Genomic DNA, 25,205 nt, shown 5'->3' on the forward strand with positions numbered 1-25,205 from the left:
GCACCGATGCCGGGCTCGTCTGCGGAGCCTTTTCTGGCATCGAGATGCGCAACTCCTTCCGGTGACGGTCACGCTGTACTCCGACCGTACCGGACCTTGCCTCTGGTCCTGCCGAGCGGCGCGGACCGAGGCGATCTTGATCAGGCGGGTTCAGGAACGAGGCGCTTCGATCCGGCGAGAAGGCGATCGAAATAGCCGATCGTCTGCAGTAGTCCACCCGAGAGGTCCATTTTCGGGCACCAGCCGAACTCCTGCATGGCAAGCGAGATGTCCGGGCGGTGCTGGCGAGGTGCGTTGGTCGACTGCGGACGCAGGATGAGGTTTGACCGCGCGCCGGCAAGTCCAATTACCTGCTCTGCCACGTCGCCGATCGAAAACTCCATAGGATTGCAGAGGTCGATCGGAACCGGCAGCGATGCCGGCGATGCCATGATGCGGACGAAGCCGTCGATCAGGTCATCGGTAAACGAGAAGGAGCGGGTCCTCGAAGCGTCCCCGTAAATCGTGATGTCTTTTCCTGTCAGGGCCTTGAGAACGAAGTTCGAGATGATGCGGCTTTCGTCCGCGCGCATCCCGGGACCGTAAGCATTGAAGATGCGGACGAGGCGAACATCGACGTCATAGAGCCTGTGAAAATCAGAGAACAACGCCGCCGCGCAGCGCCTGCCTTCTTGGTACGAGGAGCGTCGCCCGAGGAAGGCGGAGTCGCTCCAATCGCTTTCCGTACGAGGATGGAGTTGCAGATCGTCGTGAGTGTCGGCGACCAAAACCTGGAGGATACGCGCGCCGCGATGCGCCGCGAGCTCCAGCAGGTTCAGTGACCCCGTCACGTAGGTTCGCATCGCCTGGATCGGGTCGGCCTGATAATGCGGCGGCAAGGCCGGGTGAGCGAGATGATAGATTTCGTCGACATCGAGATCGATCGGTTCGGCGATGTCCTGGGCTATGACGCTGAAGCCGTCGAAGCGCAAGAGCGGCGCGATGTTGCGCTCCAGCCCCGTCGTGAAATTGTCAACGCAATAGACCTGGTGACCGGCTTGCAGAAGGCGTTCGCAAAGATGTGAACCCAGAAAACCCGCGCCACCGGCCACCAGGATGATTTTATGTTCATCACATTTACGCAAAGCATTGCGTTTGACACCGGAAGCCGCACCCAAATAACGCGCGTGAAACTTTCGCAGATAGCTCACGACTACCTCCATCTAACGAGATACACGATTGTCGTTTGATATCGATGACACTGCACGGCGGCCGGATAGGGCGGCAGGAGCGTCGGTCTTTATTGGTCATTTCGCCGAAATTGATCTGGCGATAGCGACGGTTATTTAAATACAAACATAGGTCGCAAATGTCATTATCGCTACATCCTGAAAGTTATCCCCCCGTCCATTTCTACCGAAAAAGAGGTATAATCGCTGGGGTGGTGCTTATCCGCCTCGGCTTTTAGACCTGAGTGTGGAGCCCACTCGGCGGAGTATCAGCAAGCGAACCCCCGGCGATTGTGGGTTCGACAAATCCCGGCACTGGAGGCATTCGATGACGAGTGAGTCCGGATCAGGAGACGACCCGACAGATGCCCCGTCCTGGCCGGAGGCGAAGGAAAGACGGCGCTGGCCCCGCGAACCGACGGCCGGGAAGGAAAGCCACCCGAGCGGTCCGCCAGCGCTTGTACCCTTGCACTTCTCGACGGGCGAACTGCCGGCCGCGGCACAGTTTGCCGCATGGCGTGCGCACATGGCGCCGCTGCTCGAAGTTCGCTTGCCTGATGGCGTGCCTCCAGATCAAGGCTTTCCTGCCGAACAGACCGGCTGGCGTCTCGACGGTTTACTGATCGTTCAACAGCGCACACCGGCGCATAGCTATACCCGTTCCCGCGCCATGCTGCGCTCGAGTCCGATCGATCACTGGAGCTTAGGCATTTTACGAAGCGGACGGGCCTGGACGGAGGTCGACCGACGCGTCACGGAGACCGCTCCAGGCGACCTCTTTCTGCGCTCCCTTGGCTATCCCTATCGGGGACGAACGACTGAGGCCGCGGGCGTGTTTCTGTTCATGCCTTATGAGTTGCTGGCCGACGATGCCGGTATTCTGGAAGCCGCAAACAATTCGGTGCTTTCGGGCAGTCTCGCCGATCTGCTGCTGAACTTTATCAACGGTATCGAGGCGAGCCTCGGCGTTCTCAGGGCCGAAGAGCTTCCGCGGATCGTGCAGACAATGCGCGACATGGTGGTTTCGTGCGTCGCCGCGTCGGTGACGCCGAGTCCCGTCGGAGTCGAGACGAACAAGGGGATGATGGAGCGCGCGCATCGGTATATTCATCTCCATCTCAACTCAGCCGAACTCACGCCCGACGCCATCTGCCGAGCGGTCGGTATATCGCGAACGCGGCTCTACCAATTGTTCGAGCAGAGTGGCGGTGTGCTGAACTATATTCGCAAGCGTCGGCTCCAGCACGCATACGCGGCCCTAAGTGACCCGACCGATAGCCGTTCGATTGCCGAAATCGCGGAAGCCGCCGGCTTCGACGTGGCGGCCAATTTCACGCGTGCCTTCAGTCACGAATTCGGGTTGAGCCCGCGCGAAATCCGAAAGGCAGCCGCCACCCACCGGCCGATCTTGGCCGTCACTCCTACCAGGCAAAACCGTGGCGCAACAATCGGCGACTGGCTTGATCCCCCTGGAAGGTGAAATCCGCAACGCCGGGCGATCCCGCGCGTTCAAGCAAGCCTGAGATCGACCCCCGGGTGCAACTTCTTGAGATTGGGCAGGGACTTCGTCTGCCAGGGATATTCCGAGCTCCCGCGGACGGTGAATTGCACGTTCGGTCGCTTGCGCGCCTCGATGGTGAGCTTTGCGAGCAAGTTGATGCCGGACGAATTGAGGAACTGCAACCCCGTAAGATCGACGGTCAGTCGTTCCGGCTCGGATTCAAGAATGCCCAGCACCAGCGCAAAGATCGGCGCATAGGCCTCCGTGCTGGGCAGGCGCATCGTCCCGTCGAAGTAGACGTCCTTGCCCTCTGACCAAACGCGATATTCTTCTTCTTTAATTTCCATATGATCACCGCCCATCAATTCGTCAAATCTGGAACTGCAATGGACGCGTAGGTCTCCAGCGGGATTCTGCGGTCCTCATCGCTGGATCCAAAAACCCAAGCAAAGTGAGCACCATAATCGCTCATGAGCGTCAGAAGTCCAAGCCCCGAACCGCCGGCGCCCGTAGCGGCGTTCGCTTCGATCCTTTCGATCAGCAGGTCGCCCGGGTCCCCGGCCGTAATCTCGGACAAGAGATGCTGAAACCGCTCCGCACTGTCCTTGTCGACGAAATTGGTGACCTTGGTCCGGAAGGCACTGTCGGTGACGGATGCCTCCACGATGATCTCGCCCGATGCGCGGAACTTCACGGCATTTTCGATCAGTTCATTGGTGAGGTAGCCGACATTGTGCCGCACGTCCTTGTAGAGCTTACGCGACGCGCGATAGCGCAGCGCCACGAACTCCGCCACGAAATCCGAGGTCATGGCGCAGTGCTTCCAGCTCAAGTCGAGCGGCCCCTCGAACAGCCGAAGCGTGGTCACGTCATCGCCGTTGCCGATCGCGAGATCGGCCAATCCATATAGGGTCGTCATCCGCTTACCTGTGTCTCATCACTACCAACGTTATGTCGTCGTGGATCTTCTGCGCACCGATATGTGCCATCAGATCTTCGATGATCCCGATCTTGACCTCCTCGGCGTTTCGGCCATAGCGGCGGCGGGCGCTCTCGCAGAGCCGCTCTATGCCGAAGAGTTCGCCGTTCCGATCTTCGGCCTCGGTCACTCCATCCGTGTGGAGGATGATCATGTCGCCGCAACCGAAGGGAACTTCCCGAATCGCCACGAAAGGCGAGATATCCGGCTCGAGACCGATCGGCAGGCCCAGATCGAGCGTGTCGATACGTTCGACATTTCCCGGGTCGCGGATCACGATCAGTTCCTCGTGCTGACCGGACAGCGTCAGGCGCCCGCCTTCGTAGTCGAGGAAGGCGAGGGAAAGGTGCTTGTTCGTGCTGGTCCTGGTTATGTTCTTGTAAATGGCGCGGTTCACGCGATTGAGGAACAGCGCAGGATCCATCTCGCCCGCTTCCTGCAGCGCCCGGGTGACGGACTGGACCATCAGCATCAGCACGCCGCTTTCAAGCCCGTGCCCGGTGACGTCTCCGATTCCGATCTTCAGTCTCGACCCGTCCTTCAGGACGTCGTAATAGTCGCCGCCGACCTCGTCGGCCGGGCGCATATAGGCCGCGATCTCCAGGTCTTTGATCTCCTCGAGCTCGCCGGCCTTCGGCAGCACCATCATCTGAATGCGGCGGGCAACAGCCAGTTCGGCGCCGAGACGCAGGTTCTCGCTGCGCAATTGCTCGTTGAGGGCGGAGATCTGCAGGTTCGCGTCTTCGATCTCCCTGGTGCGATCCTCGACGAGCTGTTCGAGGTTTTCGGTGTGGTAACTGATCTGTTCGGCCATGCGATTGAAGGCCGCGCCGGCTTCGCCAACCTCATCGCGGGTCGGGATCGCCACCCGGACGGAATAGTCCTTGACCTGAATGCGCTTGGCGGCCTCGGCAAGCGCGCTGATGCCGCTCGTAATCCGCTTGGATATGGCGAACACCGCAGTGATGACGAAGAGCAGCGATACGAGCAGCGCCAGGACCTGATAGATCAGGATCCTGTTCGTCGCTTCAGAGATACCGGCCTGGGCGGCAAAGAGCGACGCATAAATCTCCCGCTCGGGAACCACGATGCCGAGCTGCATCGTCTCGCGACGAACCGGCCCGGAAACCCAGAGATTGCTCGGCTGCAACTGCTTCAGGAGGATCAGGTAGGGCACCTTCTCGCCGTTGTCATTGAGATAGACGTGCTGCAAAAGGCCGTCGCGATCGAGCGGCAGGTTGGCGATAGCCGATTGGGCGCTTCTGCGCAGTGACCGATCCAGGCCGGTGACGCCCTGGCTCCCCGTCTCGTTCGCCGCCCGGAGGCCCATCACCCTTTCCCCGGTTGGATTGATCGCGACGACGTTGCCGTCCGACATGGCCAGGAAACCGAAGCCGCTGTCGGCGACACGGACGTTTTCGACGATTTCGGCCAATTGATCGAGCGTGATATCCGCGCCGGCGACGCCGGCGACCTGTCGACGGTCGCGCGACCACAGCGGCTCGAAGAAACTGACAATGAGTCTGCCGGTGATCGCATCCGTATAGGGCGCCGTCTGGGTGATGTCCTTCTGCACCGGGCGCGACTGCGGATCTATCGCCCATTGCTCCCAGGATTCGTAGAGCCCGGGAAAGAAAAAGGTCCAGAAATTCTCGCTGTTGTGCCCCGGGTAGAGCTCATCGAATGTCTGCGCCTGGTCCGTATAGGGCGCCGTCCTGAAGATCGGCCGCTCCTTGGGGCCGATATAGTACATCTGCAGCTTCTGCTGACCGTTTGCCAGAAGGCTCGGTGCGACGAGATCGAGCACGGCACTGTTCTCGATCTCTGTCTGGACTTCCGGGAGCGGATTGTGGCCCGCATCGAGAAGATAGCCCCAGACGCTGACGACCGACAGCGGTCCGGGCAGGTTCTGCGCCCATCCGCCCTTCTCGTTGTATACGACGTTCACGGTGCCCGGCACGCCACGGGCCATCGCCTCGCCGATCTGGGATTTTCTCACCGGACGGTCGATCTGTGCCTGAAGAACGCCCGCCAGCGTGCCCACATCGGAATGGACCTGGCTCAGAAGCAGGTTCACGCGAGCCGCCGTCGATTCGGCATAGGAGCGGATATAGTCCTGGTTTGCCTGCTCCAGGCCCTGGCCGACCTCGGTGGCGGCATCGCGCGACAGCCTCTGCACGTTCCAAAGCGCAAGACCGCCGGTGACGAGGAGGTCGAAGAGCACCGCCCCGCCGACGACCAGGACAAATTTGGCGCGGAATGAACGCAAGCCGATGCCCGGGGTCTCTTGCGCGGCCCCCTTCATAGCGGTTTGCGTCCGGAGGCCGCCCAGATCGGCCAGCCGGCGTAGCCCTTGGGGTGCAGGGCGGCGAAGATATGATCCTGGAATCCCTGGCGGAAGCGCCGGATGAATTCAGGCGAGTCGCCGCGTTTCACCGCCATTTCGCCGGCATAGACGTTCTCCCAGGCGGCGATTATGTCGGCGAAGTCCTGCGGGTCGCCATCTAGGTTGCTGACCATGAAGGATTCGACGCGAATGTCTTCGAAGCCGGCATCGGCCAGATAGCGCCGGCTCTTCGGCCCCAGCTCCACGTCCATCTCGAAATGACCGAAGAGCTTGGCGACCTCTTCATAGGTCCATTGGATGCTCTGCGACCGGGGCTCGCCGAGACAGTGAGAATTCTTCTCGTTGGTGACGTAGACGCGGCCGCCTGGCTTGCAGATCCGGTAGAGCTCCTTCAGCAAGACGTCCGGCTGGTTGAAGATCTGCAGCGAATGACGGCAGGTCACGAGGTCGAACTGGTCGGACTCGAGCAGCATTTCGGACGCGTCGCCATAGGTATATTCGATATCTGTGATTCCGAACTCAGCCGCGACGTTGCGCGCATAGGCCAGACTCGCCCTCGAATGGTCCAGCGCCACGATCCGGGCCGGGTGGAATTCCTTGCGCACGAGCGCGGCGAAGTCTCCGATGCCGCAGCAGATGTCGGCCATCGCGATGCCTGCGCGCATACCATGGCGCGGGAGAATCGTGCGCTCATGCCGCCAGGTCATCTTCGTCTGTGTGCGCAGGATCGGAATGAAGCTCGTATCCTCGACGAAATCCTGGCCGGGATAGAACTTCGAGTCGTAGACCTCGACGCTGATCTGCGGCTCAATCTTGCCGAGATGCCGGAACATGCGTTCGGTCCAGCCGACGACGCTGGAGGTGACGACGACGAAGCGCAGGTCCGTCCGCGCCCGGCACGCATCGAGCACCACGCGCGAAAAAGCGTGGAAGGCGGTGTTGTTCATCTGCGCAAGCCGCTTGACATTGATGTAGAGCACGCCGCGCGCGCCATCGACCGCGTGCCTGAGAGCCGTAACGGTTGCCGCGATCTCATCGACGGTACGTGGACGGATCACGCCTGCAAGGGAAAACTCCTGGCTGTTGGCGTCGAACTCCGCCTGATAGGGGGTGGAAAGGACGGCGGTATTCAACTGACTATTCCTTCGAGTGGCAGATCGACGACAAGCGTGATGGACGGGGAAGTCTTTTCGTCCAGGCTGATCTCGGCCTCGAAGTTGATCGCAAGATCCAGAAGAATAACCTCGCGGCTCGGGGAGAGATCGTTGGAAATGGCGTCGAGATAGCGGTCGTAGGCATCCTGCTTACGCGTCTTGGACACCGCTTCGCGGTAAAATTGTCGCTGGCTGGGCGGACAGGGAAAGGTGAGCTTTACCCGCTCCTTCGGACCTTGGCGATAGACAGTACAGCCGATCCGGCCCTCGGGCGAGCCGCCGCGGAACGAGACTTCCAGAAGCTCGTTGAGCGCGGAGGAGAAGAAGTTCGAATGTCGAACGGGATCCGTTCGGTTGTGGCTGATCATCCGCGCCATGAAAGACGACAGGTGATCGCAATGATCCCAATCGGACAGGAAGGTCCCCATCTCCATTTCGAGCTCGATGAGAGGTTCGAAATGCGCTTTCGCTTGGGCTGCATTCATGCCGCATCCTCCTTTCCGTAGGTCCGGCCTCTTTTCGGCTTCCTCCGCTGTCATCGCGTCCCGGGACGCAAGCCCTGATTCCGGTCTGCGCCAAGCCCCGGAAAATCGGCGGGCGCTGTCGACGTGTTGCGAAGGAAGTCTCCGATCGCCTCCGCGGGCAGAGGAAAGCCAAGGAAATATCCCTGCAGCCGATCGCATCCTTCTTTGCGCAGCCAGTTCATCTGTCCCTCCGTCTCCACGCCCTCGGCGGTCACATGCATACCAAGCCCGTGGGCAAGCGCAATGATCGATCGAACGATCGTCTGGCCTTTTTTGTCGTGCTCCAGGTCCTTGATGAAGTACTGGTCGATCTTGATCGTATCGAAGGGGAAATTCTTCAAATAGCTGAGGGAGGAGTAATAGGTGCCGAAGTCGTCGAGCGAGATCTGCACCCCGAGCACATTCAACGTGTTGAGTGTATCAAGATTATTCGTCGTTCGCTCCAGGAGTACGGACTCGGTGATTTCCAGCTCCAGGCGTTCGGCGCGGATGCCGACCAGATCGAGGACGCGGGCCACCCGATCGGTAAGGCCCGCGTGCAGGAACTCCGCCGGAGACAGATTGACCGCGACGGTGAAATGGGGCGGCCATGTCATCGCGGTTCGGCAGACCTGCTCCAGAAGCCATTGGCCGATCCCGCTCATGAGGCCATCCGCCTCCGCCATGGGGATAAAGACGCTCGGCGGTATGATGCCGATCAAAGGGTGCCGCCAACGCAGCAATGCCTCGAAGCCGACGACCGCGCGGGAAGGGCTGACCAGCGGTTGGTATTCGATGAAGAACTGGTCCTCCTCAAGGGCGGTGCGCAGGCTGCGGCGGAGCATTTCCCGTTGCTCCAGCACGATGAGCATGGAGCGCGTGAAGGTCCGTGCGCGATTGCGGCCATCCGTCTTCGCCGCATAAAGCGCGATGTCGGCTGCTTTCATCAGTTGCTCGATCTCGTTGCCGTCCGCCGGGGCTACCGCTATTCCGACGCTCGCGCCGACGAAGGCGTTGATGCCGTCGACGGTAAATGGCGGTCTGAAGGCCCCGATAATCGCCTCCGCGAGTTGCTCGGCCTCCCTGGGCTGGTCTGCCCGCCACTGGATCACCGCGAATTCGTCGCCGGCCAGCCGGTAGGCGATTTCGTGTTCCCCCAGCACGCCCCTGATACGGTCGGCGGCCATCTTGAGAACGATGTCGCCGGCGCCGTGGCCGAGCGTGTCGTTGATCGGCTTGAAGTCGTCGAGATCGATCTGCATGAGCGCCAGGCTCGCGCCGCTCGGCACCGGCAGGGCGCTGCGCAACTGATCGCTGAAGTGCCGGCGATTGGGCAAGCCGGTCAGGACATCATGGGTCGCCTGGTGCAGGAGCAGCGCGCGGTCGCTCTCTCCTTGGGTCGACGTCTCGCGGCAGACGGCGCTGCCTTGCGCTTCGACGACCCCAAGGCCACTGCCGGTGCGGAAGACGATCAGGGTGAGGCGTGTGTTGCGGGTCGTATCCGCGACCTCGATGCTTCGGGGCAGGCCGTGTGCGACGACGAAGTCGACGGCCGCCCTCGGCCCAGGAGCCAGCAGCTCCGGATAGACATGCCACAGGGACGCTTCGATCAGGCCGTCGATCGCATGTGTCTCCTCGTGCATGGCAGAGGCATCGACCAGAGTGAAGCTCTCGTCATAGAAGGAAACGATCTCGTCGGTATCGGCGAGGAATTGACGGTCGATAGCTGGCATGCTCGCACCAACGTCGGGCATTCTTTCCTCCAAATCTCCGTCGCCTGCCGCTTGCATCGCCCTTCCGGCCCGCACGCGACAACACGCCCGTGACCCAACTCAGTGTTGTTTTCCGGCGCAGCCTTACCCCTCAAAAGTTACCGCGTAAGATGTCGTGGTCAATGCTGTTCGAGCAGTAGAGGTATCGAATTTCGAAACACTTGGCCACACCTGTGTCTTTCAGGGGCAGGGAGATGATTTTCAACCTGTGGCTCGAAAGCCCGCAGTTTTGAGGGTTGTCCCGCGCCGAATACCGATGAATCCTGTTGCGGAGTGGCGCGCGGGCAAGGTCGAGGAGGCGAGCCCGCGCACGGATCACGATGATCCCGGGTGACGCGACCCGGGATCATCGTGATCGCTCCCGCATAGGCGCGGCAGATTGGAGCGCCGAGGTAACCTTTTGAATTGCGGCGTAATTCCTCGTGATCTCCGGCCGAAGAACGATGCAGCGGCCGGGACGCAGGCGGAAGGTCCGCATGGAGTTACTCGCATCCGGCGGGCAGGTCGGCCGGAGCCGGTTACATCTGGCGAGAAGGCTGGCCTCGTCGTAGAGCTTGCCACTGTTTGGAGTACGGACAAACGCTCGATGATCCTGAACCACCGCATTACGCGCATCACGATCGGCGTTCTGCTGCTGGTGCTTGTGGCGGTCGTGCTGCTGCCCGGCTTGACCGGCTTTACAAGTCTGGATGGTACCGTCAATGCGCGCCTCGCAGTCGTCAACGCGCCGATCGACGGCGAGATCGCCGGGCCGCCCGCGCGAATCGGGACGCCGGTCAGCGAGGGCGAGGCGATCGCGGCCATTCGCAATTCGCGCGTCAGTCGATCGGTTCTTGCTTCCCTGCGCGCCGAACACGGAACCGCGCTGAGGCGCATAGCGGCGCTCGAGCGCGAGCGTGACGCGCTGGTCCGGCTGCGCGATCAGCTCGCAGATCGGCTGGAAGTCTTCAAGAGCGCGACGATCGCCAGCCTGGAGAGGGAGCTCGAGATACTACGCAAACGGGTCGAGGTGGCCGAAGCGCAGGATACGGTCGCCCAGGTCGAGTTGGACCGTCGCCAGCAGTTGGAAACCAGAGGCATATTCACCCGCAAGATGGTGGAAGCGGCTCAGGCCGCCGGTGCCGCCGCGGGGGGTGAGGTGGAGATCAACAATCTCACCGCCGAATTGCTCGAGCAGCGCCTCGCCGCCGTGCGCAAGGGCATATTCGTGCTCGGCGACGGACAGAACGACGTGCCGTATTCCCGCCAGCGCCAGGACGAGGTGATCGTTCGCATCAACGACCTCAATTCGCGGATCGCGGAAAACAGGACGCGGGCGAGCCAGATCGGAGTGCAGATCGCCGAGGAGGACCGGCGCGTGCGAAACCTGGAAGCGGCAACGGTGACATCGCCCTTCGATGGGGTCGTATGGAGCAGGAACATCGTCAGCGGCTCGAACGTCGTATTGAACAACGAGATGATGCGCATTCTCGACTGCCGCGACCTTTACGTCGATATCCTCGTTCCGGAAGTCGACTATGACGAGATCTATCCGGGGCGCGAGGCGGAGATTCGGCTCCTCGGGCGCAGCGACGTGTTCAAGGGCCAGGTGCAAGCGGTGAAGGGCAGCTCCGCCGTCGTGGAAAAGGATCTGGTTGCCGCCACCATACCGGAAGCCGACGAGCGCAACGCCCGGATCCGGATCCTGCTTGCTCCATCTGCGCTCAATACCGACTTCGCCAATTTCTGCCAGGTCGGCCGGACGGTACACGTGCGCATTTCGAAGCGCACGGTCCGGTTCTCGCAATGGATTGAAAGCCTGTGGTTCAGTCTCTTCTAGCTCTGGTGCCAACCCTTGCGGTCGTCGCCATCTTCCTGATCGGACCCTTTAACTGGTCGCGTCATCGAAGCTGGGCGCGCACCGTCACCTGTGCTTTCGTCGGATTGGTCGCCCTGCGCTACATGGCCTGGCGTCTCACCGAGACCGTACTTCCCTATCCCCGGGACGGTGTGAATTTCTATTGGGTGTGGTTCGTCTTCATCGTCGAAGCGCTCGCCTTCATCGAGGTCGTGCTCTTCCTGATCCTGATGGGCCGCTACGTCGACCGCAGCGCCGAGGCGGACCGGCTCGGGCGGTCGTTCTTCCAGCGCCGGCAGAGCGAACTGCCCGCGGTCGACGTTTTCATCCCGAGCTACAACGAGCCGCTCGACGTCCTCGAAAGAACGATCGTCGGCGCGCTGGCACTTGACTATCCGAAGGACAAGCTGAAGGTCTATGTGCTCGACGACGGACGTCGCGACTGGCTCAAGGCCTTCTGCGAGGGCCGCGGCGCGATCCATGTAACCCGAAGCGACAATGCGCATGCCAAGGCCGGCAACATGAACAACGGCCTGAAGGTGCGTTCCGGTGACTTCGTAGCCATCTTCGATGCAGACTTCGTGCCCTATCGGAATTTCCTCAGGCGGACCCTGCCTTTCTTTTCGGATGAGACGATCGGCATCGTGCAGACGCCCCAGCACTTCTTCAACGTCGACCCGGTACAATCCAATCTCGGCCTCGAGAACATCTGGCCCGACGAGCAGCGGCTGTTCTTCGACGAGATCGCGCCTAGCCGCGACGGCTGGGACGTGAGCTTCTGCTGCGGCTCCTGCTCGATCGCGCGACGCAAGGCCGTGGACGCGATCGGCGGCTTTCCGACCGAATCGATCACCGAGGACCTGCTCACCACGCTGTCGATGCTGAACAAGGGATACAAGACCCGCTACCTGAACGAGCGCCTGTCCATGGGGCTGGCGGCCGAAAACCTGACCGGCTATTTCGTGCAGCGGGAACGCTGGTGCCAGGGGGGCATCCAGACGCTCTACCTGCACAATGGCCCGCTCCTCGGACCGGGACTTTCCCTTTTCCAGAGAATCATGTTTCTACCGCTCTCCTGGCTCGTTCAGTATCTCGTACGCTTCGTCGTCCTCCTCGTGCCGGTCATCTATCTCTGGTTTGGGGCGCTGCCACTCTATTTCACCGGCGTTGAGGACTATGTGTCCCACCAGGTGCCGCTGCTTGCGGCCTATTTCCTGTTGATGCTGTGGATCACGCCGACCCGCTACCTGCCGGTGGTCTCCAGCGCCGTCGGGACCTTCGCGGCCTTCCGCATGCTGCCGACGGTGATCTCGAGCCTGGTGCGGCCGTTCGGCAAGCCGTTCAAGGTGACTCCCAAAGGCAGCGGCAATGAGGAAAATGTCTTCGACGCTTACACCTTCACCTGGATTGCCGGCTTCATCATCGTGACCGCGGTCGGTCTCGTGATCAACATCGTCCCGGAAACGGCGCGCATCGAGGGCGCCTTTTCGGTGATCGCGGCGCTGTGGGCCGGGATCAACATCGTCGTGCTCGTCATCGCTTCCCTGATCTGTTTCGAGAAGCCGCGGCGCCTCTTTCAGGCATTCAAACTGGACGAGCCCGTCAGCGTCGACGGCTCGCAGGGCCGCCTCGTCAGCCTTTCCCTCGAAAAGGCAGTGGTCGCGGTTCCGACCGAAGCGCGATTCCAATCCACATGCGTGCGGCTCGACATCGACGGCTTTGCGCCGATCGGGGCCGAACTCAGGCAGGTGACGCAACGGCGCGGCGACATAAGCCGCTCCGGCGACAAGCGGCGCTACTATCTCCATCTTCACTTCGGGCTTGAAGGCGCGGAGCGGGACAAGATGATCGTCAAGCTCTATACGGGGCGCTATTCCCAGGACATTCCGGATATCGACAAAGTAGCCGTCTCCGTGAACCTGCTGCTGCGCGCCTTCGGGCGCACGCGCACAGCCTGATGTATGTCGAGCGCGCGGCGCCGTCGTCACAATGGAAGACAGACGACCGGCCCCGGATGCGCGTTGGGGCCGGCCGTGATGCTTCAGGTCGCCTCGGTTTCGAGGCCCGGAGTGGTACAGCCGCCGCAGGCCGAAGCTGACGCCGGCATCAGAATTCCTCCCAATCGGAGGCAACCGCCGCTGCGGCTGTGCCGCGGCCGCCGAAGGCGCCGGCGAGCTTGCGGGAAAGCGCGCGGGCGGGTGAGGTGACCGGTTTGCTGTCCGGGGCGGCGATGCGCGGTGCCGCCGTGCCGGCGTCGATCCTGAAGCGGGCGATCAGCCGCGCGAGGTTCGCCGCCTCGTCGGCGAGCCGGTTGGTCGCCGCCGTCGATTCCTCCACCATCGCCGCGTTCTGCTGCGTCGTCTGGTCCATCTGGTTGACCGCGGTCGAGACTTCGGAAAGCCCCGTCGACTGCTCGCGGGCGGCGGTGGCGATCGAATGCACATGCTCGTTGATCTTGACGACATGGCCCCGGATCAGGCCGAGCGCCTCGCCGGTCGCCGTCACCAGCTTCACTCCGGAATGGACCTCGTCGCCCGAGCGCGAGATCAAGGCCTTGATGTCCTTGGCGGCATTGGCCGAGCGCTGGGCGAGCTCGCGCACCTCCTGGGCGACGACGGCAAAGCCCTTGCCGGCGTCTCCGGCGCGGGCCGCCTCGACGCCGGCGTTGAGCGCCAGCAGGTTCGTCTGGAAGGCGATCTCGTCGATGACGTTGATGATCTGGCCGATCTCGCCGGAGGCCTGCTCGATCTTGCCCATCGCCGAGACCGCATCCTTGACGACGGCGCTCGACTGTTCGGTGCTTTTGCGCGCCTCGTCCACCATGTGGCTGGCTTCCGTCGCCCGCTCGGTCGAGCTCTTCACCGCCGCGGTGATCTCTTCGAGTGCCGAGGAGGTTTCCTCCAGCGAGGCGGCCTGCTGCTCGGTGCGCTTGGAAAGATCGCCCGAGGCGACGCGCATCTCGCCGGCCCCGCCATTGATCGTGTCGATCGCAGCGCGCACCTCGCCAAGCACCGAGCGCAGGTTCGCCATCGTCTGGTTGACGTTGGTCTGAAGCTCGCCGAAGGCGCCCTGGAACTCGCCGCGCATGGTTTCGGTCAAGTCTCCCTCGGCCAGCGCCGAGATCACCCGGCGGGTTTCGGCGACGCCCTTGTCGACCGAGGTCACCAGTTCGTTCACCTGGGCGGCGAAGCGGTTGAGGTCGGCATTGTCGTAGTCCCTGGTGATGCGCCTGGTGAAATCGCCGGCAACCGCCGCCTGGACCACCTCGCCGATGTTCGACTGCAGATCGGCGCTCTTTGCCTGCAGTGCGGCTTCGTGGGCGTTCAGGTCACGCACCTTGATGCCGTTCTCCTTGAACACCTCGACGGCGCGGGCCATCTCGCCGATTTCGTCTTGGCGCTTCGTGAAGGGAATGTCCGCCTCGAGATTGCCCTCGGCAAGCTCGCTCATGCTGCCCGTCAGGCTGCCGATCGGACGGGCGATCGACCGTGCGCCGAAGATTGCGGATCCGATCAACAGCAGCACCATCACCAATGCCATGGCATTGTTGACCAGGCTGGCAGTCGATTGGATCTGCCGGCGCTCTTCGATTGCCGCCGCGGTGTTGGTCTTGGCAGTTTCGACCCCGACGTCGACCGTCTTCGTCATGACTTCCGCCGTCGAGTCGAGCGAGAAGCGAAGCTCCTTTTCCTTGGCTTCGAGGCTGGCATCGGCGGACACCGTGCCAAGCTTGGCTTCGATCACCTTGGCCAGTTCCTGACCCGCGCCAAAATACGATTCGGCTTCTTCCTTGATCGACTTCACCCGGTCCTGGTTGGCCCGGATTGTCAGCTGAGCGAACGCCTCGTCGAGATATTTCTGCACGGAAGCGTAGCGCTCCTGCAGGGCGATCTTCGCCGTGGCTACCTCTCCCGCCGTCTGGGCCAGACGCAGGTCGCGCGTGGCGATCTGCATGCCGCGCACGGAGGCCTTGGCGTCGACCAGGCTGCGGGCGATGTCTGCCTGGACACGTCCACGCGTGATCGCATCATTGACTTTCTGCTCCAGGTGCCAGCTCGCAATGGTGATGATGACCATTGCGAGTATGCCCGCTCCGGACATGAGTGCGAGCTTGGCGGTGATGCGCGTGAAAATTTTGGAAAGCATTGCAACCGTCCTTCTGGATCGCTGCAAAAAGGTTTCATGGCTTCTGGCAGGCGAGTGGGAAAGAGGGCCGATCGAGTCATTCGCCCGGCTGGGGTCGTGCCCGTTTACCGTGGAAAAGCGTCGCCGCAGCGCCGCAACCCGAGGTCGCACGTTTTCGACCTGCTCGCATACATTGACCGCAATGGTTACTAATTTACTCTTTTCTCTTGTATAAATTTTCTATTGTCGCGCTATACGGATAGGGATGCGCAGGCGGGATAGTCCGGATTGGCTCAAGCAGTCGGAATGAGCGCCTATTAAGTGGGCACTTATGCCAACAGTTGCCAATTTTTGAGCAGCTCGGCCGTGGCCATCACCTGCGCCGTTCGAATTCGTTAGCGCATCGGTCCGAAAAATCGGAGCCGATTCTCCCAAAGCTCGATGCGCAGTTTCAAAGAGTTACAGCGCCATTGCGCGTCTGAAACGACGCGCGGAGCTGTAGGTGTTGTCGCTTTGGCATGCTCCTTGCTTCCGTTTTGACGAGCCCGGGCAGAAGCCGCCGGTGGCGCCCAATGGCGGGCGCCAGGAGCAGAGTCGCTGGTGAGGTCAGGCGCCGATGCGTGCAGACCGCTGTTCGAGGCATCCCCAGTAGTCAACGAGTTGAATGGCGCGATTGCGACGCGCGCCGGGAGAAGCGATGTCCGCTCTGCACCAGACCCATAAGATCTCTCTGAACGACCAGTCCCGTGCCCTGTGGATCTCCACGGCCGCTTTCACCATCTGTTTTGCCGTATGGACAATCTTTTCCATCATCGGCGTGCGCATCAAGGACGAGCTAGGTCTCAGCGAGGCGCAGTTCGGCCTGCTGATCGGTACGCCGATCCTCACCGGCTCCCTGGTGCGGATCGTCCTCGGCATCTGGACCGGTCGCTTCGGCGGCAGGCTCGTCTATACCGTCACCATGGTCGCTGCGGCAGTGGCCACCTTCCTGCTCGCCCATGCCACGACCTATCCGCAGATGCTTCTTGCGGGCCTCGGCGTTGGCCTTGCGGGCGGTTCCTTTGCCGTCGGCGTCGCCTATGTTTCGCCCTTCTTTCCGCCGCAAAGGCAGGGCACGGCGCTCGGCATCTTCGGTGCCGGCAATGTCGGCGCGGCGGTGACCAAGTTCCTCGCGCCGCTCCTCCTTGTGCCTTTCGGCTGGCAGGTGGTGGCCGAGGTCTGGGCCGCCGTCCTGTTGCTGACGGCGATCGTCTTCTGGTTCACGACCAATGATGATCCACAATTCCGCGCCCGCCGCTCTGGCCGCGCGCCGCGCAAGGGACTGGCAGCCGAATTCGCGCCGCTCCGGAATGTGCAGGTCTGGCGTTTCGCGCTCTATTATTTCTTTGCCTTCGGCGGCTTCGTCGCCCTTGCGCTCTGGCTGCCGCGCTATCTCGTCAGCGTCTATGATTTCCGCATCGAGACGGCGGGCATGATCGCGGCCGCCTATTCGATCCCGGGCAGCATCTTTCGCGCCTATGGCGGCGCGCTTTCCGACAGGATCGGCGCGCGCAGGATCATGTATGCGGTGTTTGCCGTATCCGCCGTGGCGACGCTCATCTTGTCCGTCCCGGCAGGCCATGGCCGCGGGGCGGTCCCGATCGACGTCACGCCGGCTCTCTTCGTCGTCACCATCTTTGTGCTCGGCTTCGTCATGAGCCTCGGAAAGGCGGCCGTCTACAAGCACATCCCCGCCTATTACCCCAAGCACGTGGGCGCGGTCGGCGGCGTCGTCGGCATGATGGGGGGCCTCGGCGGCTTCGTCCTGCCGATCGCCTTCGGCGTCCTCAAGGACATGACCGGCCTCTGGTCGAGCTGCTTCATGCTGCTCTTCGCCATCGTTGCCATCTCGCTCCTCTGGATGAACGCTTCGATCCGGCAGTTCAAGCGGAACCCGGAGGCAGCCCCGGCCGGCGCCTTCGCTCGATAGTCTGTTTCGAACGCGTCCAGCCGACCGCGGCCGCACAGGCGGCCGCCGCGTCAGCACGCAATCCTTCTCACCTTCCCCGCAGGGACACGCCAAATGCCCTGCCCACTGCCCGGCCCCTTCGGGGAGCCGGGCATTTTTCAACCTCTCGGCACCGTCCCCCATGAAGGCTGGTCAGACGGTCCGGATCATCTCCCAGATTTTCTCTGGATCCCTGATGCCCGCTTGGTATAGCTCGATGACCTTTCTGGCGAGCTGGTCGGCCTCTTCGCTGCCGATCGCCAGGTTGCGCTCCCGCAGGGCCCTGTCGAGCACCTCCTCGAGGATCACCAGTTCGTCCGGGTGTATGGGATAGTCGCGAAAACTATTGAACACGGCCGGTCTCCTCTCCCTGCGGAGCGAGCTTGGGCGTAATACTAACATGCGAGCGCCCTCGATCCCGCTTTTTTTCCGCCTATTCCGCATCCGCCGAAAGGACAGGCGCGTAGTCGGAGCCATCCACCAGCCGAGGCCGCCCGTCGAGCATGAGTTCGCTGACGCGTGCCGGCGTGCGGGCGATGATCTTGCCGCGGCGGATCACGGCGAGGCGGCTGGGTTTCAGACGCAGTGCCTCCAACGGGTCGCGCGCCTCGAGGATGATGAGGTCGGCGTTGCAGCCCCTGTCGAGGCCGTAGCTCTCGATCCCCATGGTCCTTGCCGAATTCACGGTCAGCGCATCGAAGATCTTCTTGCGGTCCTCGATGCCGGCCATCTGGGCGACGTGGATCGCCATATGGCCGACCTCCAGCATGTCGGCCGAGCCCATCGCGTACCAGGGGTCCATCACGCAATCGTGGCCGAAGGAGACGTTGAGGCCCGCCTCCATCAGCTCGCGCACGCGGGTGAGGCCGCGCCGCTTCGGATAGGTGTCGTGGCGGCCCTGCAGCATGATGTTGATCAGCGGATTGGGAATGACGTTGATCGCAGCCTCCGCCATCAGCGGAATGAGCTTGGAGACATAGTAATTATCCATGGAATGCATGGAGGTCAGATGCGATCCGGCAACACGGCCCTGAAGCCCGAAGCGGATCGTCTCTTTCGCCAGCGTTTCGATGTGGCGCGACATCGGGTCGTCGGTCTCGTCGCAATGCATGTCGACCGGCAGCCCGCGCTCGGCGGCAATGCGGCAGAGCGCTTCGACGGAAGCGGCTCCGTCGCTCATCGTGCGCTCGAAATGCGGGATGCCGCCGACGACATCGACGCCCATGTCGAGTGCCCGGTTCAAGGCCTCGACGGCGCCGGGCGAGCGGTAGTAGCCATCCTGCGGAAAGGCGACGAGCTGCAGGTCGATATAGGGGGCGACCCTGTCGCGGACTTCGAGCAGCGCCTCGACCGTCACCAGCCGCGGGTCGCTCGTGTCGACATGGCTGCGGATATGGAGCAGCCCCTGCGCGACCGCGAGGTCGCAATAGCGGAGCGCCCGCTCGACCAGCGCCTCGCGCGTCAGCGTCGGTCGGAGCTCGCCCCAAAGCGCGATGCCCTCGAGAAGCGTGCCGGAGCGGTTCAGTCGCGGCAGCCCGAGCGACAGCGTCGCGTCCATGTGGAAATGCGGGTCGACGAAGGGCGGCGAAACGAGCCGGCCAGTCGCGTCGATTTCCTCCCGCGCGGCCGCTTCGATCGTCGCGGCCACATCGGCGATCTTGTCGCCTCTGATAGCGATATCGACGCCGCTGCTGCCGTCCGGGAGATTTGCGTTTCGAATGATGAGGTCGAACATCACGGCACCGATCAGGGAGGTGGAGCAGGAAAGCTAACACGATAGGCACGCATGCGGCGAGCGGGTGAACGCTGAGTGTGCGGTTGGTCAGACGCTCTCAGGCGTATGAATGTCAAACGGCAAGATCGTCTGCCCCGGTACGCCGGCGTGACCGCGCTCGACCGCGCCGATCATCAGGTTGATCGTCTCCCTCGCGAGCGTCTGAACCGGCGTTGCGACCGCCATGACCACCACTTCGTCGGCAAGGGCTGCGCGTGACTCCGGCGTCAGCTCGTTGACGACGACATGCAGCTTGCCTTCGAGCTTTTCCTCGCGGATCGCCGAAATCGCTCCCTCCATGCCGCCGCCGCAGACATAGAAGCCGAGCAGGTCCGGATGGCGTTGCAGGAGGTCGAGCGTCGCCTCATGGGTGATTTCGGCCGTATCGAGGTTCACCATCGTGTCGAGAACCTCGAATTCCGGCGCCTTTTCGCGGAAGTAGGAGCGAAAGGCGATCTCGCGCAGCTCATGGCCATGGAAGCGGTGGCTGCCGACGAAGGCAGCAACCTTGCCCGGCCGCTTCGCCGCCTTGGCGATCATCCAGGCGGCCGTCCGCCCGACCTTGTGATTGTTGAGGCCGATATAGCCCTCGCGCACGCCGCTCGCAAAATCGGAGAGAAGCGCGAAACAGGGAATGCCGCGCTCCCGCAATTCCTCGACGGCGGCGGTGACGGCCGGATAATCCGGCGCGACGAAGGCGATCGCCTGGTTGCGCGCGGCCATGGACTTGAGCTTTTCCGTAATGGTCGCCGGCGTCGAACTGGCGACGAAATCGACCTGCGGAACGGCGCGGACATGGGTCAGAGACAGCGCCGCATTCTCCATTTCCTTCGCAACCGCCTGATAGAAGGCCTGCTCGGGTTTTTGCAGCAGAAAGCCCAGGCGGTATTGCGGCAGATCCTCGAAGATGCGTTGGCGAAGCAGGCCGACGGCGTGATAGCCGATCGCCTTTGCCGCATCATAGACCCGGCGCGCGGTTTCCTCCCGCACCGGGTGGCGGCCGTTCAGTACCCGGTCCACGGTCGCGACGCTCACGCCGGCGGCGCGCGCGAGATCGGCGATTGTCGGCCTGCTGGCCATGATCCTCCTCCCTGACAGTTTTACCTCATCTATGAGATGTGCGTTCTGATGCATTTTGAGAGAATACATCATGACTGCATTGTCGGCTGTCAGAAGTCAAACTATTCTTCTTGGCATCGAACGGGAGGCGCAGCCCGGAGCGCGCTTCGGGAGGTGGCAGGCAATGACAGTTCCGACCAAACGAGATTACAATTTGCTCGGCCGCAATGCCCAGGCGGCAGTCGAGAGCGGCCTTGCCGCGGCCGAGTGGTACCACACCGAACTTCCCCGCAAGCAGATGAAAGAGCTGATGAAGCGCGAGGACGGCCCCGCCATCCGCGACACGATCGTCTGGCTCGGCAGCCTGGTGGTCTTCGGCGGCCTCGGCCTCGCCTTCTGGGGCAGCTGGTGGGCGGTCCCGTTCTTCCTGGCCTATGGCGTGCTCTACGGCTCGGCCTCCGACAGCCGCTGGCACGAATGCGGTCACGGCACCGCCTTCAAGACGATGTGGATGAACGACGTCGTCTACCAGATCGCCTCCTTCATGATCATGCGCAACCCGGTGACCTGGCGCTGGAGCCATACCCGCCATCACACGGATACGATTATCGTCGGTCGCGACCCGGAAATCGCCGTCATGCGGCCACCGGATCTCGTCCGCCTGATCCTCAATTTCTTCGGCATTCTCGACGTCTGGCACGCGCTCATCGACATGCTGCGCAACGCCTTCGGGGTGATCAGCGCCGAGGAAAAGACCTTCATCCCGGAAATGGAACGGTCGAAGGCGATCCTCATCGCCCGCATCTGGCTTCTGATCTATCTCGCGACGATCGGGCTTGCCGCCTTTCTCGGCTCGATCCTGCCCCTGATGCTGATCGGCCTGCCGCGTCTCTACGGCGCCTGGCACCACGTGCTGACCGGGCTCCTGCAGCATGGCGGCCTTGCCGACGACGTCATCGACCACCGGCTGAACAGCCGCACCGTCTACATGAACCCGGTAAGCCGCTTCATCTATTGGAACATGAACTACCATGTCGAGCACCACATGTTCCCGATGGTGCCCTATCACGCGCTCCCCAAGCTGCACGCGATGATCAAGCACGACCTGCCCGCGCCGAACCCGTCGATCCTTCACGGCTACCGCGAGATGATCCCGGCCTTCCTGCGGCAATTGCGCAACGAGGACTATTTCCTCAAGCGCGAGCTGCCGCCGACGGCGAAGCCCTATCGCGAAGAGCTCCACGGCGATCGGGTCGCAGCGGCCGCCGAGTAAGGCGAGCCAGCAATCGGAACAACCACATCGGAATGGAGGAAACCATGAGCTCGAACTGGATCGAAGTCTGCGCGGCCGACGAGATCGACGAGGAAGACGTGATCCGTTTCGATCACGACGGCCGCACCTTCGCCGTCTATCGCAGCCCCGAGGACGAGTATTTCGCGACGGATGGGCTCTGCACCCATGAGCAGATCCACCTCGCCGACGGGCTGGTGATGGACGACATCATCGAATGTCCCAAGCACAACGGCCGCTTCAACTACAAGACCGGCCAGGCCAAGGGCGCTCCCGCCTGCGTCAATCTCCGGACCTATCCGGTGAGGGTCGAGGACGGGTCCGTCTTCATTTCGATTTCCTGAGGGAGCCCGCATCCACCGGAGGCGAGGGGAGGAGAGCGGCATGCATATCGTGATCGTCGGCGCCGGCGAGTGCGGCGCGAGGGCGGCCTTTGCGCTGAGGGAAAAGGGCTTCGACGGCCAGGTCACGCTGGTCGGCGCGGAGCCGCATCCCCCCTATGAGCGGCCACCGCTCTCCAAGGACGGACTTGCCGGTGCCGCGCCGCCGAAATATGTGGCCGATGCGGGACGCTATGCGGAGGCCGGCATTTCCGTGCTGACCAACGCCCCGGTCGCCAGCATCGACCGGGAGCGCAAGGCGGTCGTCCTCGCAGCCGGCGGGGCGATCCGCTACGGCCGGCTGCTGCTTGCAACCGGTGCGCGGCCGCGGGCATTTCCCGGCGTACCGGACAATGCCCGGTGCATCCGGATGCTGAGGACCCATGCGGATGCCGCGGCGATCCGCTCGGCACTTCTCCCGGAGCGCAGGCTCGTCATCATCGGCGGCGGCTTCATCGGTCTCGAACTGGCCGCGACCGCGCGCAAGCTCGGAACCGAGGTCGTGCTCCTCGAAGGCCTGCCGCGGGTGCTCTCCCGCGGCGTGCCGGAGGAGATTGCCGAGATCATCGCCGAACGTCACGGGCGCGAAGGGGTGGAAATCCTCTGCAGCGCGCGGATCTCGGCGATCGAGGAGGACGAGGACGGTGCCGCCGTGCTGCTCGCCGACGGCCGCCGCGTCGCGGCCGATCTCGTCGTCGTCGGCATAGGCGCGGTTCCGAATGTCGAACTTGCCGAGGCTGCGGGGCTGGCGATCGCAAACGGCATCGCCGTCGACGAGACGCTGCGCACATCCGACCCCGACATCTTCGCCGCCGGCGACTGCTGCTCCTTCCCGCTCGCGCCTTATGGCGGGCGGCGCGTGCGGCTCGAGGCCTGGCGCAATGCGCAGGAGCAGGGAACGCTCGCCGCCGCCAATCTGCTCGGAGCAGCCGAGCCGATTACGGCAGTACCCTGGTTCTGGTCGGACCAGTACGAGTTGACGCTGCAGATCGCCGGCCTTGCCGACGGCGCGGAGACGACCGTCCGGCGCGATCTCGGCGACGCCCGCATCCTCTTCCATCTCGACGGTGATGGCCGGCTGATCGCCGCAAGCGGCATCGGCCCCGGCAATGCCGTCGCCCGCGACATCCGCCTTGCGGAGATGCTGATTGCCGCCGGTGCAAGGCCGGATCCGGCAGCGCTCGCCTCGCCCGAGACCAAGCTCAAGAAGCTGCTGGCGGCTTGAGTGTGGAGGGGTTTGCGCCAGCACTCATTCCCGTTCTCACCTTTCCAGGAGACCCCGATGAAACACCGTCGCCCGACCGTAGCCGATCTGTTGTCGATGAAGGGTGAGAGGCAGCTCACCATGCTGCGCGTTGTCTCCCTTGAGGAGGCTCAAGCCGCCGAGGCGGCGGGGATCGATCTCGTCTCGGTGCCGCCGGCGCTGCTCGGGCCGGAATTCCGCGAGGCGGCCCCTTCCGTCTTCGCCTTTCCCGGGCTCGAATATGGCGACTGCGTCACGGCCGAGGAATATCTGCGCGCCGCCTTCAAGGCGATGCGCGCCGGCGGCGATGCCGTCTATTGCGCGGCCGGGCTTTCGACGGTGCGGCGGCTGCGCGCGGAGGGCATTCCGGTCTGCGGCCATGTCGGGCTGATCCCCTCGAAGGCGACCTGGACCGGGGGGTTTCGCGCCGTCGGCAAGACCGCCGCAAGCGCGCTGGAGATCTGGCGTCAGGTCCAGGCGCTGGAACAGGCCGGCGCCTTTGCAGCCGAGATCGAGGTCGTGCCCGGCGAGGTGGCGGCGGCGATCTCGAAGCGCACGTCGCTGCTGATGCTCTCCATGGGCGCCGGCAGCGGTTGCGATGCGCAATATCTCTTCGCGGACGACGTGCTCGGGCAGAATCGCGGCCACACGCCGCGCCATGCCAAGGTCTACCGCAACTTTGCCGCCGAGTTCGATCGGCTGCAGCAGGAGCGGATCGCCGCCTTTCGCGAATATGTCGAGGACGTGCGCTCCGGGGCCTATCCGGAAAAGGCGCATAGGGTCGGCATCGCGCCCGAGGAGTTGGAGGACTTTCTGGCGAAGATCGCGTGACCGCCATGTCGCATTTGGCGCATCTGGTGAGATGCACGGCGCTTTGGGAGCGGACGCTTTCTCAGGAAGGTGTTAAGCGTGAGCCCTCGTGAGTCTGGCGAGGCGCACGAAAATTGCTGCATGTCTTTGTCCTTGATCGACGTCGATCCGGAATGACATGCGGGGGGCCCGCGGGTCGGAAAGAAGAGACGAGTAAGGACAGCCATGAACGCTTATGTATTGACGGTAACCTGCAAATCGACGCGCGGCATCGTCGCCGCCATTTCCGGCTATCTGGCCGAACAGGGCTGCAACATCATCGACAGCTCCCAGTTCGACGACCTCGAAACCGGGCTTTTCTTCATGCGCGTCTCCTTCATCTCGGAGGAGGGGATCAACCGCGCGGCGCTCGAGGAAGGGCTGAAGCCGGTCGCCGGCAAATTCGGCATGGAGATCTCTCTCCATGACCAGGAGGAGCGGATGAAGGTGCTCCTGATGGTCTCGCGCTTCGGCCATTGCCTCAACGACCTGCTCTATCGCTGGAAGATCGGCGCGCTGCCGATCGACATCGTCGGCGTCGTCTCCAATCACTTCGATTACCAGAAGGTCGTCGTCAACCACGACATCCCCTTCCACTGCATCAAGGTGACGAAGGAGAACAAACCGAAGGCCGAAGCGCAGCTGATGGAGATCGTCGAGCAGACCGGGGCCGAACTGATCGTGCTCGCCCGCTACATGCAGGTGCTCTCGGACGCACTCTGCAAGAAGATGTCGGGCAAGATCATCAACATCCACCACTCCTTCCTGCCGTCGTTCAAGGGCGCCAATCCCTACAAGCAGGCCTATGAGCGCGGCGTCAAGCTGATCGGCGCGACGGCGCATTACGTCACCGCCGACCTCGACGAGGGACCGATCATCGAGCAGGACATCGCCCGCATCACCCATGCGCAGTCGGCCGAGGACTATGTCTCGATCGGCCGCGACGTCGAGAGCCAGGTGCTGGCGCGCGCCATCCACGCCCATATCCACCACCGCACCTTCATCAACGGCAACCGCGTCGTCGTCTTCCCGCCGAGCCCGGGAAGCTATGCGTCCGAGCGGATGGGCTGAGGACGCGCCCCAATAGTCACCGGCGCCGTCGCTTCCAATGTCCGGACAGCGGCGGCATCTGTAATACAACGTCCAAGTTTGCGGCCGTAGGGTACAGGTGAACAACATCGTCCCGGTCGGTGGCC

At 62.8% G+C, this 25,205-nt stretch carries 20 protein-coding genes; 9 read left to right on the forward strand and 11 right to left on the reverse strand.

The features are described 5' to 3' along the window. Positions 1-140: 140 nt before the first annotated feature. Complete coding sequence (locus EKH55_RS21885) at positions 141-1,190, reverse strand: NAD-dependent epimerase/dehydratase family protein (protein WP_427915865.1); 1,050 nt, start codon at positions 1,188-1,190, stop codon at positions 141-143. 346 nt (positions 1,191-1,536) lie between these two features. On the opposite strand from EKH55_RS21885, the gene EKH55_RS21890 reads away from it, so the two are divergent. Continuing rightward, on the forward strand, positions 1,537-2,688 hold the full coding sequence (locus tag EKH55_RS21890) for an AraC family transcriptional regulator (RefSeq protein ID WP_151613130.1): 1,152 nt from the start codon (positions 1,537-1,539) through the stop codon (positions 2,686-2,688). A gap of 29 nt (positions 2,689-2,717) precedes the next feature. Here EKH55_RS21890 and EKH55_RS21895 read toward each other — a convergent pair whose 3' ends face one another. The 6 genes from EKH55_RS21895 to EKH55_RS21920 are packed head-to-tail and all read right to left on the reverse strand — an operon-like array spanning position 2,718 to position 9,446. Beyond that, positions 2,718-3,056: a slr1659 superfamily regulator gene (locus EKH55_RS21895; protein ID WP_069456501.1), complete on the reverse strand. Its 339-nt coding sequence runs from the start codon at positions 3,054-3,056 to the stop codon at positions 2,718-2,720. A 14-nt stretch (positions 3,057-3,070) separates the two neighbouring features. Further along, the gene (locus EKH55_RS21900; RefSeq protein ID WP_151613131.1) at positions 3,071-3,628 is read right to left on the reverse strand and encodes a slr1658 superfamily regulator; all 558 of its coding nucleotides are present in this window, start codon (positions 3,626-3,628) and stop codon (positions 3,071-3,073) included. 4 nt (positions 3,629-3,632) lie between these two features. Further along, positions 3,633-5,993, reverse strand: coding sequence for a SpoIIE family protein phosphatase (locus tag EKH55_RS21905; protein ID WP_151613132.1), 2,361 nt, complete (start codon positions 5,991-5,993; stop codon positions 3,633-3,635). Beyond that, positions 5,990-7,168 carry a class I SAM-dependent methyltransferase gene (locus tag EKH55_RS21910; RefSeq protein ID WP_069456490.1) on the reverse strand — a complete coding sequence of 393 codons (1,179 nt, stop codon included), beginning with the start codon at positions 7,166-7,168 and terminating at the stop codon, positions 5,990-5,992. Before EKH55_RS21910 ends, EKH55_RS21905 begins: the two co-directional genes overlap by 4 nt. After that, entirely contained in the window at positions 7,165-7,674 is a 510-nt protein-coding gene (locus EKH55_RS21915) for a ubiquinone biosynthesis methyltransferase UbiE (protein WP_069456489.1), read from the reverse strand. Before EKH55_RS21915 ends, EKH55_RS21910 begins: the two co-directional genes overlap by 4 nt. Positions 7,675-7,724: 50 nt before the next feature. Beyond that, complete coding sequence (locus EKH55_RS21920) at positions 7,725-9,446, reverse strand: putative bifunctional diguanylate cyclase/phosphodiesterase (protein ID WP_151613133.1); 1,722 nt, start codon at positions 9,444-9,446, stop codon at positions 7,725-7,727. Positions 9,447-10,050: 604 nt separating this feature from the next. Between EKH55_RS21920 and EKH55_RS21925 the strand changes: the two genes are divergently transcribed. Together EKH55_RS21925 and EKH55_RS21930 are read left to right on the forward strand one after the other, a co-directional pair. Next, positions 10,051-11,283: an HlyD family secretion protein gene (locus EKH55_RS21925; RefSeq protein WP_151613134.1), complete on the forward strand. Its 1,233-nt coding sequence runs from the start codon at positions 10,051-10,053 to the stop codon at positions 11,281-11,283. Continuing rightward, entirely contained in the window at positions 11,265-13,259 is a 1,995-nt protein-coding gene (locus tag EKH55_RS21930; protein ID WP_151613135.1) for a glycosyltransferase, read from the forward strand. The genes EKH55_RS21925 and EKH55_RS21930 overlap by 19 nt, the downstream gene beginning before the upstream one ends. Before the next feature lie 148 nt (positions 13,260-13,407). Here EKH55_RS21930 and EKH55_RS21935 read toward each other — a convergent pair whose 3' ends face one another. Further along, positions 13,408-15,447 (reverse strand): methyl-accepting chemotaxis protein, encoded by a 2,040-nt coding sequence (locus EKH55_RS21935; RefSeq protein WP_151613136.1) that lies wholly within the window; start codon positions 15,445-15,447, stop codon positions 13,408-13,410. 676 nt (positions 15,448-16,123) lie between these two features. On the opposite strand from EKH55_RS21935, the gene EKH55_RS21940 reads away from it, so the two are divergent. Beyond that, the gene (locus tag EKH55_RS21940) at positions 16,124-17,395 is read left to right on the forward strand and encodes an MFS transporter (protein WP_151613137.1); all 1,272 of its coding nucleotides are present in this window, start codon (positions 16,124-16,126) and stop codon (positions 17,393-17,395) included. A 171-nt stretch (positions 17,396-17,566) separates the two neighbouring features. Here the strand turns inward: EKH55_RS21940 and EKH55_RS21945 are convergent, their stop codons facing one another. The 3 genes from EKH55_RS21945 to EKH55_RS21955 all read right to left on the reverse strand — a co-directional run bounded on the left by EKH55_RS21945 (position 17,567) and on the right by EKH55_RS21955 (position 20,267). Further along, complete coding sequence (locus EKH55_RS21945; protein ID WP_246231980.1) at positions 17,567-17,767, reverse strand: hypothetical protein; 201 nt, start codon at positions 17,765-17,767, stop codon at positions 17,567-17,569. A 79-nt stretch (positions 17,768-17,846) separates the two neighbouring features. After that, a complete protein-coding gene (locus tag EKH55_RS21950; protein ID WP_151613139.1) occupies positions 17,847-19,148 on the reverse strand; it encodes an amidohydrolase family protein in 1,302 nt (433 codons plus the stop codon). A gap of 87 nt (positions 19,149-19,235) precedes the next feature. Next, positions 19,236-20,267, reverse strand: a complete 1,032-nt coding sequence (locus tag EKH55_RS21955; RefSeq protein ID WP_151613140.1) for a LacI family DNA-binding transcriptional regulator — start codon at positions 20,265-20,267, stop codon at positions 19,236-19,238. Positions 20,268-20,430: 163 nt separating this feature from the next. Here EKH55_RS21955 and EKH55_RS21960 point away from each other — a divergent pair, with 163 nt between their 5' ends. The 5 genes from EKH55_RS21960 to purU all read left to right on the forward strand — a co-directional run bounded on the left by EKH55_RS21960 (position 20,431) and on the right by purU (position 25,080). Next, on the forward strand, positions 20,431-21,519 hold the full coding sequence (locus EKH55_RS21960) for a fatty acid desaturase family protein (protein ID WP_151613141.1): 1,089 nt from the start codon (positions 20,431-20,433) through the stop codon (positions 21,517-21,519). Positions 21,520-21,563: 44 nt separating this feature from the next. Then, positions 21,564-21,881 (forward strand): MocE family 2Fe-2S type ferredoxin, encoded by a 318-nt coding sequence (locus EKH55_RS21965; RefSeq protein ID WP_151613142.1) that lies wholly within the window; start codon positions 21,564-21,566, stop codon positions 21,879-21,881. A gap of 40 nt (positions 21,882-21,921) precedes the next feature. Beyond that, positions 21,922-23,142, forward strand: coding sequence for an NAD(P)/FAD-dependent oxidoreductase (locus EKH55_RS21970; protein ID WP_151613143.1), 1,221 nt, complete (start codon positions 21,922-21,924; stop codon positions 23,140-23,142). Between the two features lie 57 nt (positions 23,143-23,199). Beyond that, positions 23,200-23,991 carry a 3-methyl-2-oxobutanoate hydroxymethyltransferase gene (locus EKH55_RS21975; RefSeq protein ID WP_151613144.1) on the forward strand — a complete coding sequence of 264 codons (792 nt, stop codon included), beginning with the start codon at positions 23,200-23,202 and terminating at the stop codon, positions 23,989-23,991. Positions 23,992-24,195: 204 nt separating this feature from the next. Continuing rightward, positions 24,196-25,080: a formyltetrahydrofolate deformylase gene (gene purU, locus EKH55_RS21980; protein ID WP_151613145.1), complete on the forward strand. Its 885-nt coding sequence runs from the start codon at positions 24,196-24,198 to the stop codon at positions 25,078-25,080. The last annotated feature ends 125 nt before the right edge of the window (positions 25,081-25,205 follow it).

This window comes from Sinorhizobium alkalisoli, assembly GCF_008932245.1.
GTDB classification, from domain to species: domain Bacteria; phylum Pseudomonadota; class Alphaproteobacteria; order Rhizobiales; family Rhizobiaceae; genus Sinorhizobium; species Sinorhizobium alkalisoli.